Below are 10,243 nucleotides of genomic sequence, written 5' to 3'. Positions count from 1 at the left end.
GTATGAGCCAGGCTGCGCTGGAGGGCGTGCGTGACCGTATGCGGCTCGCGGCGGATGGTGACGGTGCGCTCCATGTCCTCCCGCGACAGCGCTTCCAGCGAGGCGAGCAGGACGCGCCAGCCATCTTCCCACGTCGCGGTGACAGCGGCGCGATCGGTGCCCTGCCCCGCCTCGAACTCCCCGTCGCGGTCGCGGTCGGCCTTCTCGCCGTCGCTCGTGAGGAAGTCGCTCCAGCGCGAGCGGAGGTTTCCGCCCACGTGCTTCATGACGATGGCGATGCTGTTCGATTCGCCGTCGAGCGCGCGGAAGAACGCCTCGTCGGAAATCTGCGCGACCGCCTTGTCCGCCATCCCCTTGTACGTCTGGAACGTGCGGACCGTCTCGTCGCGGACGTGCGCGCGGAAGTCTTCGCTCACGGCTCCATCCTCCTGTAGATGTGGATCGGAAGAACCTTGAAGATGCACCCCAGTACAACGAAAGATTCTCACGCGGAGACGCGGAAGACGCGGAGAACTGCAGGAGAAGCGGTATGTTCTCCGCGGTTTCCGCGTCTCCGCGTGAGGCTCTGCCGTTCTCACAGCCCGATGCGGAAAAGCCCCGGAGACGCGCATCGCTACGCATCCGCCGGGGCTTCTCACGATCGATCACGACGGCACGGCTACAGGATGTAGCGGCGCAGGTCCTCGTCCTCCACGATGGCCTTGAGGCGCTCGTGGACGGTGGAGGCGTCGATTCGGATGTCCTTGTTCTCCAGGTCCGGCAGCTCGAACAGGATGTCCTCCAGCAGCGTCGTCAGCACCGTGTGCAGCCGCCGCGCGCCGATGTTCTCCATGCGCGAGTTCACCAGCGCCGCCGTGCTGGCGATGGCCCGCACCCCGTCTTCCGTGAACTCCAGCCGCGCCCCGTCTGCCGCGACCAGGGCCTTGTACTGCGTGATGAGGGCGTTCTTCGGCTCCTGGAGGATGCGCACGAAGTCGTCCTCGGTCAGGCTCTTCAGCTCCACGCGGATGGGGAAGCGGCCCTGGAGCTCGGGGATCAGGTCCGACGGCTTGGAGACGTGGAACGCGCCGGCGGCGATGAACAGCACGTGGTCCGTGCGGATGATGCCGTACTTGGTCTGCACCGTGGAGCCTTCCACCACGGGCAGGAGGTCGCGCTGCACGCCCTCGCGCGAGACGTCGGGGCCCATGCCACCGCCGCCACCCGCGATCTTGTCGACCTCATCGAGGAAGATGATGCCCATCTCCTCGGCGCGGTCCAGGGCCTCGTTCACCACCTCGTCCATGTTCACCAGCTTGTCCAGCTCGTCCTGCAGCAGGATGCGGCGGGCCTCGGCGATGGTGACCTGGCGGCGCTTGGTCTTCTTGGGGAGGATGTCCTGCAGCATGTCCATGATGTTGTTGTCCATGCCCATGCCGTCCATCCCGCCCATGGGCACCATCATGTTGTCGAACTGCATGTTCTGCTGCACGTCGATCTCCACCTGCCGCTCCTCGAGCTTGCCGTCGGCCAGCAGCGCGCGGAACTTCTCGCGCGTGCGCTCGCGGCGCTCGCGGGTCTTCTTCTCGTCCTCGCTCTCCTCCTTGGCCTCGCCGCCGGGCGCGACCACGAACGAGCGCCGCGCCTCGCCCGTCTTCTCACCGTCTGCCGCGGGCTCGGGCGAGTCGGAGAGCGGGGGCACGAGCAGGTCCAGGAGGCGGGCTTCCACGCGCTGCTCGGCCGTGTCCTGCACCTCGTCCTCGCGCTCGGTGCGGACCATGTTCACGGCGACCTCCACGAGGTCGCGGACCATGGACTCGACGTCGCGGCCCACGTAGCCGACCTCGGTGAACTTGCTGGCCTCCACCTTCACGAACGGAGCGCCGGCGAGGCGCGCAAGCCGCCGCGCGATCTCGGTCTTACCCACGCCCGTGGGGCCGATCATGATGATGTTGTTGGGGACGATCTCGTCGCGCAGGTCCTCGTCCACCTTCTGGCGGCGCCAGCGGTTGCGCAGCGCGATGGCGACGGCCTTCTTGGCCGGCTCCTGGCCCACGATGTACTTGTCCAGCTCGGCCACGATCTGCCGCGGGGTCATCTCGTCCAGCCAGGGCTGGACCTCGGCGGCTTCGGGCTGCGTTTCGGTTTCGCTCATTTCCGTTCTTCTTCACGAAGGGCGGCGCGGCCGGCGGCGTGGCTCGCCGGGGCTGCACCGCCTCGCTTTCGGTGCCCAATAGTAACGTGGGCCGCGGGCGGGGGAAATGCCGCGCGCTCCGCCCCCGCGCGGGGACGGAGCGCGCCGCACCGCCATCCCCAGCTACAGCTCCAGGACGGTGATGTTGCGGTTGGTGTAGATGCAGATGTCGCCCGCGATCTCCAGCGCGCTGCGGACGATCTCGGGCGCGGTCAGCTCCGAGTGCTGCTTGAGCGCCCGCGCCGCGGCCATGGCGTACGACCCGCCGGACCCGATGGCCACGATGTCGTCGTCCGGCTCGATCACGTCGCCGTTGCCGGACAGCATGTAGAGGTGCTCTTGGTCCGCCACGGCCAGCAGCGCCTCCAGGCGCCGCAGGTAGCGGTCGTTGCGCCACTCCTTCGCCAGCTCCACGGCGGCGCGGGAGAGGTTGCCTGGGTAGCGCTCCAGCTTCTCCTCGAACTTCTCGAAGAGCGTGAAGGCGTCGGCCACGGAGCCGGCGAAGCCCGCCAGCACCTTGCCGTCCTTGATCTTGCGGACCTTCAGGGCGGTGGCCTTGGCCACGGTGTCGCCCACGGTGACCTGCCCGTCGCCGCCCAGGGCGACGCGGCCGTCGCGGCGCACCGCGAGGATGGTGGTGGCGTGGAACGCGGGAAGTGCCATCTGTCTCCTGTCTGCGTTGAACGGGCGGCGGCTGCCTCAGGCGCGCGGGTGCGCGTTGCGGTACACCTTCTTCAGCCGCTCCCGTGACGTGTGCGTGTAGATCTGCGTGGTGCTGAGGCTGGCGTGCCCCAGCAGCTCCTTCACCGCCAGCAGGTCGGCGCCGGCGTCCAGCAGGTGCGTGGCGAACGTGTGCCGCAGCGAGTGCGTGGACAGCCCGGTCTCGCCCGCCACGCCGTCCAGAAACGTGCCGACGACGTTCTGCACCTGGCGGACCGAGAGGCGGCGCCCCGTCTGGCTGAGGAAGACGGCCCGCCGCTCGCCGCGCGTGGCCGTCTCCAGCACCCGCTCGCGCGCCTCGTAGTACCCCCGCAGCGCGCGGATGGCCGTGCGGCCGATGGGGACGATGCGCTCCTTGCGCCCCTTCCCCATCACCCGAGCAAGTTCGGTGACGAGGTCCAGGTCCGCCACGTTCAGCCCCTGGAGCTCGGAGACGCGAAGCCCGCTGCTGTAGAACAGCTCCATCACGGCGAGGTTACGGAGCGCGTGGAACCCTCCGCTCTCCGCGCGCATCTCGGCGTCCGCGAAGACCTGTTCGATCTGCTCGCGCGTGAGATGCCCGGGCAGGCGCCGCTCGCGCTTGGGCGTGCGGACCGTGCGCGCGGGGTTCGCGTCCGCCAGGTCCTCCTCGCTCAGGAAGCGGAAGAAGGAGCGCAGGGCGGAGAGCTTCCGCGCCACCGTCCGCCTCGACAGCGCGCGGCGGCTCACGCAGTCGCCCATGAACGAGCGGATCGCCAGACGGTCCAATCCGCGCCAGCTCCAGTCGGGATCGCCGTAGTAGCGGCCCAGGAACGCTTCCGCCTCGTGCAGGTCGTCCGCGTAGGCGCTCACCGTGTGCGGCGAGAGCTGCCGCTCGTGCGCCACGTACGACAGGAACGCGTCCACCGCCGCCAGCCGCGCCCCGGAAGCCTTCGCCGCGGCATCGTCCGCGTCGGACGGAGCCACGCCGGCTGGATCGGCGGAGACGGCGCGGGGGATCATCGCGCGGCGGCGCCTTCGCCGATGGAGAGCGCGTTGGCTTCCATCCACGCCGCGAATTCGGCCTGCGCGCGCTCGGCCATGAGCTGGCGCTTGGCCGCCTTGTCCTTGTGGCGGCCGGGCATGGGGTCCATCAGGCCGAAGTTGGAGTTCATCGGCTGGAAGTGCTTGGGCTCGGACTCGCGCAGGTAGCGCATCATCCCCCCCAGCATGGTCGTGGTTGGCGGCAGCACGGGATCGAGGCCGCGGACGATGCGGTCCAGGTTCACTGCCGCGAGGATGCCGACCGCGGTGGATTCCGTGTAGCCTTCCACGCCCGTGATCTGCCCCGCGAACACCAGCTCCGGACGGTCGGGCAGGCCGCCGTGCGGACTCAGGCGCGCGGGGAAGTTCAGGTACGTGTTGCGGTGGATGGAGCCCCAGCGAAGGAACTCCGCGTCCTCCAGCCCCGGGATCGTGCGGAAGATGCGGCGCTGCTCGGGAATCTTCAGCCGCGTCTGGAAGCCGACCAGATTCCACATCTGCCCCGCCCTGTCCTCCTGCCGCAGCTGCACGATGGCGTGCGCGAACCTGCCGTTCAGCGCCGGGACGGGCAGGCCGATCGGCTTCATCGGCCCGAAACGAAGCGTCTCCGGTCCGCGCGAGGCCATCACCTCCACCGGCAGGCAGCCCTCGAAGTACGGTACGTTCTCCCAATCGTGCCCCTCGTAGCCCTCGCCCGTGCGCAGCGCCTCGACGAAGACATCGTACTGCTCCTTCGACATGGGCGCGTTCAGGTAGTCGTCGCCCTCGCCCTTGCCCCAGCGCGACGCGGCGAACAGCACGTCCATGTTCAGCGAATCGGCGGAGACGACGGGCGCGATGGCGTCGAAGAACGACAGCCCCTCGTCTCCCAGCGCGCCGCGGATGGACGTGGACAGCGCGTCGGACGTGAGCGGGCCAGTGGCGATGATGGCCGGGCCTTCCGGCAGCTCCGTCACCTCGTCGCGCACGATCTCGATGGACGGATGCGCCTCGACCGCCGCGGTCATCCGCTGCGCGAACTCGATGCGGTCCACCGTGAGCGCCGTGCCGCCGGGGATGCGCGACTCGCGGGCGCAGCGCAGCAGCAGCGAGCCGCCGGCGCCCAGCGCGTCCATCTCCAGCTTGAGCAGACCGTGGGCGTTCGATGGATCTTCGGACTTGAAGGTGTTGGAGCAGACGATCTCGCCCAGCATCTCCGTCTGGTGCGCCGCGGTGCCGCGCACGGGGCGCATCTCCCGAAGCGTGACCTGGTGGCCGCGCTCCGCGAGCTGGTACGCCGCCTCGGACCCGGAAAGCCCGCCCCCCACGACCGTCACCTTCGCCATCTTCAACCTCATGCTTTCGTGCAGATGATCCCCATGCCGTTCGATCCACCGCCGACGCGAACCCGCACGGAACACGCATCGAACTCTCCGCCGGAACCCGCGAAGCCGGGTTTAGCGCCATTGTAGCCCCGCGGGTTTACCCGCCCGGGCGATGCCGCCGCACCGAACCGGCCCTGTGGGACGTCCTCCGGCCGGCCTACCGCGCCCGAGTCGTGGACTTGGCCGCGGTCTTCTTGGCGACGGACTTCGTTGTCGTCTTCTTCGCGGTCGCGGTCTTCTTGGCCGTCGCTGCCTTCTTGGCCGTCGCGGTCTTCTTCGCCGTTGCCTTGGCCGTGTCTGCCTTGGCCGCCGCTGGCTTGCGGGCGGTGGATGCGCTGCGGCCCTTCGCCTTGCCCTTCTTGGGCGCGGCGAGGGCGCGCTCGGCCAGGAGCGGCACGGCCTCTTCGACCGTGAACTTCTCCGGTGCTACACCCTTGGGCAGCGACGCGTTCGTGGCGCCGTGCTTCACGTACGGCCCGTAGCGGCCCTCGAAGAGCTGGATGGGCTCGCCGTCCGCGGGGTGCGGGCCCAGCGTGCGCAGCGGCTCCACCTTCGTCCGGCCCCCTCCCTTCGGCTGCGACAGGAGCTCGACGCCGCGGGCGAGATCGACCGTGTAGACGTCGTCGCCCTTGCCGAGCGAGCGGAACTCGCCCTCGTGGACCACGAACGGGCCGAAGCGGCCCACGCCCGCCTGGATCTCCTTGCCGCTCTCCGGGTGCGCGCCCAGCGTGCGCGGAAGCGACAGCAGCTTGACGGCCATGTCGAAGCCCAGCGTCTCCGGCGTCACGCCCTTGGGCAGCGACGCGCGCTTGGGCTTGGCCCCGCCCTCCTCCGCCGCGCCCAGTTGCACGTACGGCCCGAAGCGCCCCTGGAGAAGCAGGATCGGCTTGCCGGTCGTGGGATCGGTGCCCAGCACGTCCGGCCCCTCGCTCTTCGCCCGCAGCAGCCCCTGCACCTGCTTGTCCGACAGGTCGGCGGGGGCGATGCCGTCCGGGATCGATGCCGTGACGGTGGCCCCGGACGCATCTTCCGATTCCACGAACGGGCCGAACTTGCCGATGCGCACGCGCGCCGGCAGGTCCGCCAGGCGAACGGTAGACGCCTCGCGCGGGTCGATGTCGGCACTGCCGCTCTTCACCCGCGCCTCCAGCCCGTCCGGGCCGGAGTAGAACGCGCGGAGGTACGGCAGCCACTCCGCCTGGCCCTCGGCGATCTCGTCGAGCTGCTCTTCCATGCGCGCCGTGAAGCGCGTGTCCACCAGCGTAGGGAAGTGCTTCTCCAGCAGGCCCGTGACCGCGAAAGCCGTGAACGTGGGGACCAGCTGGTTCTGCTGCCGCTCCACGTAGCCGCGGTCGATGATGGTGCCGATGATGCTGGCGTACGTGCTGGGCCGCCCGATGCCCTCCGCCTCCAGCGTCTTCACCAGCGTCGCCTCGGTGTAGCGCGCGGGCGGCTGCGTCTCGTGCCCCAGCGCCTCCAGGTCGCGAAGATCGAGCGCATCGCCCTTCTTGAACGGCGGCAGCGGCTCCTCGCGGTCCTCCAGCGCAGCGTCCGGATCGTCCGTCCCTTCCACGTAGGCGCGGAAGAAGCCGGCGAAGTCGATGCGCTTGCCCGACGCGCGGAACACCGCGTCGGCTGCGTGGATCATCGCGGTGAGGTGCGTCTGGCGCGCGTCCGCCATCTGGCTGGCCACCGTGCGCTTCCAGATCAGGTCGTACAGCGCGTGCTCCATCCCCGTGAGCCGAAGCTCCTCGGCAGTGCGCATCTCCGTGCCGGCGGGGCGGATGGCCTCGTGCGCTTCCTGCGCGCCCTTGCTCTTGGTGGTGAACTGGCGCGGCTGGGGGCTCAGGTACTCCGCCCCGTACAGCGACTTCACGCGGTTCCGCGACGCCGTGATCGCCTGCTCGGACAGGTGCACCGAGTCCGTACGCATGTACGTGATCAGGCCCTCCTCGTACAGCCGCTGGGCGATGCGCATGGCGTCGCGGGCGGAGAGGCGCAGCTTGCGGTTGGCCTCCTGCTGAAGCGTCGACGTGGTGAACGGCGGATACGGACGCCGGATGGACGGCTTCTCCTCCGTTTCCGCCACCGTCCACTTCGCCGTGCGCAGCCGCTCCGCCAGCGCGCGCGCGTCCGCCTCGGCGAGGAGGACCACGTCGCGGGCGCCCTTGAGCTGCCCCGTCGTCTCGTCGAAGTCCTTGCCGCTCGCCACGCGCTTGCCGGCCAGCGAGGCGAGCTGGGCGGAGAATGGCGTGGCCTGCTTCTCCAGCAGCGCCTTCAGGTCCCAGTACGTGCCCGAGCGGAACGCCCGCCGCTCGCGCTCGCGCTGCACCAGCAGGCGCACGGCGACGGACTGCACGCGCCCGGCGGAGAGGCCGCCCGCGATCTTCTTCCACAGCAGCGGGCTCACCGTGTAGCCCACCAGGCGGTCCAGGATGCGGCGCGTCTCCTGCGCCCGCACCACGTCCTCCTCGATCTGGCGCGGCGATGCCAGCGCGGCGCGGATGGCTTCCGGCGTGATCTCGTGGAAGACGATGCGCGAGATGGGGATGCGCGGTGCCAGCACCTGCACCAGGTGCCACCCGATGCTCTCCCCCTCGCGGTCTTCGTCGGTGGCGACCACCAGCTCGTCGGCATCCTTCAGCAGCGCGCGGAGCTCCGCGACCACCTTGCGCTTCGAGCCGGGCACCACGTACACCGGCTCGAAGTCGGCGTCCACGTTCACGCCCAGGCGCGCCCACTCCTTGCCCTTGAGCGTGGGCGGGATCTCGCTGGCGCTCTCGGGCAGGTCGCGCACGTGGCCCATGGACGCGGCCACCCGGTATCCGTCGGGCAAGAAGCCCCGGATGGTCTTGGCCTTGGTGGGAGACTCCACGACTACGAGCCTGTTCTTCGGTTTTGCCGCCATTCGTGCTTTCTGGGTCAGCTTGAGCCGTCAGTCGGGAATGATTCCGCGCGCCCGCACGCCGCGCTCCACGTCGTCCGCCACATCCTCGCACGTCCGCCCGTCCGTCTCCACCGCCAGGTGGGCGCGGGCGTAGAAGCGCTCGCGCTCGCCCGCCAGCCGCCGCGCCGCGCCCAACGGGTCCGCGCCCGCCAGCAGGGGCCGTGTGCCGTCCGACGCCGATGCGCGCCTCACCGCCTCCTCGGGCGAGACGCGCAGCCAGACGGCCCGCGTGCCGGGGCCCAGGCGCGAGAGGAGCGTAGGGTTCGTCATCCACCCCCCGCCGGGCGAGAGGACGACGCGCTCGGCATCCGCCAGCTCCCAGGTAAGCCGCGCCTCGGCCGCGCGGAAGTACGCCTCGCCGCGCGCCGCGAAGATGGAGGCCACGCTACGCCCCTCGCGCCGCTCGATCTCGCCGTCCAGGTCCACGTGCCGCCAGCCCAGCCGCCGCGCCAGCTCCGCGCCCACTTCCGTCTTCCCCGCCGCCATGAAGCCTACGAGCACGACACGGGAGATCGGATGGACGGATTCGGCAGATTCCGATTCGGTAGATGCCGTGCCGTCCATCGCCGTCGCGTCCGCCGTAGAGCGTTCGGGAGATGCACGGCCGGCCATCGATCCGCCACCCGCAGCGTTCTCGGCGGATACGATAACATCTACCGCGCCTACCGATGGGTCGGCATCTACCGCATCCGCCGGACGCTGCGCATCTCCCGCATCTACCCGATCCGGCGAATCCGCCGCGACGGACGATGGATGCGACACGACTGACGCATTCCGGCCGAGGCCAGGACGATGCGCATCCACCGCCTCGTCCGGTGGGACGGGGGCGTCAGGCGCGGACGCCATGGGCGTTGATCTGCGCGAGATAGGCGTCGTAGCTGCGGCGCAGCTCGGCCAGGGAATCGCCGCCGAACTTCTCCAGCACCGCGCCCGCGAGCACGAGGGCGACCATCGCCTCGCCCACCACGCCGGCAGCGGGAACGGCGCAGACGTCCGACCGCTCGCGCACCGCCTCGCCCGGCTGGCCGGTGCGGAGATCGACGGTGCCCAGCGGCCGCATCAGCGTGGAGATCGGCTTCATCGCGCCGCGGACCACGAGCGGCTGGCCGGTGGTGATGCCGCCCTCCAGCCCGCCCGCGCGGTTCGACCCGCGCCCGTACCCGCCGCCGACGGCGAGCGACGCGTCCGCCACGATCTCGTCGTGGACGCGCGAGCCGGGCCGCATCGACCCCGCGAACCCGATGCCGATCTCCACGCCCTTGATCGCCTGGATCGACATCACCGCCGCAGCCAGGCGCCCGTCCAGCTTCCGGTCCCACGACACGTGCGAGCCCAGCCCGGCCGGAACGCCGCGCGCGACGACCTCGAACACCCCGCCCAGCGTGTCGCCCTCGCGCTTCGCGGCGTCGATGGCGTCGATCATCCGCCCCTCCGCCTCCGCGTCGAGGCAGCGCACGGGCGACGGGTCGGACGCCGCGTTCAGGTCCTCCGGCAGCTCGTCCGGCACCGCCGCGTCGATCCCCCCCAGCGACACGACATGGCTGCCGACGGTGATCCCCAGCTCCGCCAGCAGCCGCTTCGCCAGCGCGCCCGCCGCCACACGCGCCGCCGTCTCCCGCGCGCTCGCCCGCTCCAGGATGTCGCGCGCGTCGGACCGGCCGTACTTCATCGCCCCGACCAGGTCCGCGTGCCCGGGCCGCGGGAGGAAGACGCGGCGCATGGCCTCGTCGTCGCCCGCGTTCTCCACCGGCGCGGCGCTCATCGCCTCGGTCCAGTTGGCCCAGTCGCGGTTCCGCACCAGCATCGCCACCGGCGACCCCAGCGTCTCCCCGTGCCGGATTCCCGACAGGATCTCGGCCCGGTCCGACTCGATGCGCATGCGCCCGCCGCGACCGTAGCCGCCCTGCCGGCGCCTCAGCTCGGCATCGATGGAATCCACCGCCACGGGCAGGCCCGCGGGGAGCCCTTCCACGACGGCCGTGAGCGCGGGGCCGTGCGACTCGCCGGCGGTGGTGAAGCGGAAGAGGGGCATCCCAT

Annotated in this window: 8 protein-coding genes; all 8 read right to left on the bottom strand. The window is 70.6% G+C overall.

What is annotated here, in order from left to right:
• The coding region (locus tag VFE05_13270; GenBank protein HET6231037.1) for a DUF1572 family protein at positions 1-416 on the bottom strand (416 nt) is incomplete at its 3' end.
• Positions 417-658: 242 nt separating this feature from the next.
• Positions 659-2,134 (bottom strand): ATP-dependent protease ATPase subunit HslU, encoded by a 1,476-nt coding sequence (gene hslU, locus VFE05_13265; protein HET6231036.1) that lies wholly within the window; start codon positions 2,132-2,134, stop codon positions 659-661.
• A 162-nt stretch (positions 2,135-2,296) separates the two neighbouring features.
• The gene (gene hslV, locus VFE05_13260) at positions 2,297-2,836 is read right to left on the bottom strand and encodes an ATP-dependent protease subunit HslV (protein ID HET6231035.1); all 540 of its coding nucleotides are present in this window, start codon (positions 2,834-2,836) and stop codon (positions 2,297-2,299) included.
• A gap of 36 nt (positions 2,837-2,872) precedes the next feature.
• Entirely contained in the window at positions 2,873-3,874 is a 1,002-nt protein-coding gene (locus VFE05_13255) for a tyrosine recombinase XerC (protein ID HET6231034.1), read from the bottom strand.
• Positions 3,871-5,232 carry a methylenetetrahydrofolate--tRNA-(uracil(54)-C(5))-methyltransferase (FADH(2)-oxidizing) TrmFO gene (gene trmFO / locus VFE05_13250; protein HET6231033.1) on the bottom strand — a complete coding sequence of 454 codons (1,362 nt, stop codon included), beginning with the start codon at positions 5,230-5,232 and terminating at the stop codon, positions 3,871-3,873. Before trmFO ends, VFE05_13255 begins: the two co-directional genes overlap by 4 nt.
• Before the next feature lie 184 nt (positions 5,233-5,416).
• Positions 5,417-8,134 (bottom strand): type I DNA topoisomerase, encoded by a 2,718-nt coding sequence (topA, locus tag VFE05_13245; GenBank protein HET6231032.1) that lies wholly within the window; start codon positions 8,132-8,134, stop codon positions 5,417-5,419.
• Positions 8,135-8,194: 60 nt separating this feature from the next.
• On the bottom strand, positions 8,195-8,968 hold the full coding sequence (locus VFE05_13240; GenBank protein ID HET6231031.1) for a shikimate kinase: 774 nt from the start codon (positions 8,966-8,968) through the stop codon (positions 8,195-8,197).
• A 67-nt stretch (positions 8,969-9,035) separates the two neighbouring features.
• Positions 9,036-10,238, bottom strand: coding sequence for a chorismate synthase (aroC, locus tag VFE05_13235; protein HET6231030.1), 1,203 nt, complete (start codon positions 10,236-10,238; stop codon positions 9,036-9,038).
• Positions 10,239-10,243: the final 5 nt, after the last annotated feature.

It is taken from the genome of Longimicrobiaceae bacterium, assembly GCA_035696245.1.
Taxonomy (GTDB): Bacteria; Gemmatimonadota; Gemmatimonadetes; order Longimicrobiales; family Longimicrobiaceae; genus DASRQW01.
This window is presented reverse-complemented; position numbering and strand designations above follow the sequence as displayed.

What these genes read in the sequence shown, in the direction of transcription:
- hslU (HET6231036.1), bottom strand. Translation starts at nt 2,134, where the DNA reads ATGAGCGAAACCGAAACGCAGCCCGAAGCCGCCGAGGTCCAGCCCTGG.
- aroC (HET6231030.1), bottom strand. Translation starts at nt 10,238, where the DNA reads ATGCCCCTCTTCCGCTTCACCACCGCCGGCGAGTCGCACGGCCCCGCG.
- hslV (HET6231035.1), bottom strand. Translation starts at nt 2,836, where the DNA reads ATGGCACTTCCCGCGTTCCACGCCACCACCATCCTCGCGGTGCGCCGC.
- trmFO (HET6231033.1), bottom strand. Translation starts at nt 5,232, where the DNA reads ATGAGGTTGAAGATGGCGAAGGTGACGGTCGTGGGGGGCGGGCTTTCC.
- VFE05_13255 (HET6231034.1), bottom strand. Translation starts at nt 3,874, where the DNA reads ATGATCCCCCGCGCCGTCTCCGCCGATCCAGCCGGCGTGGCTCCGTCC.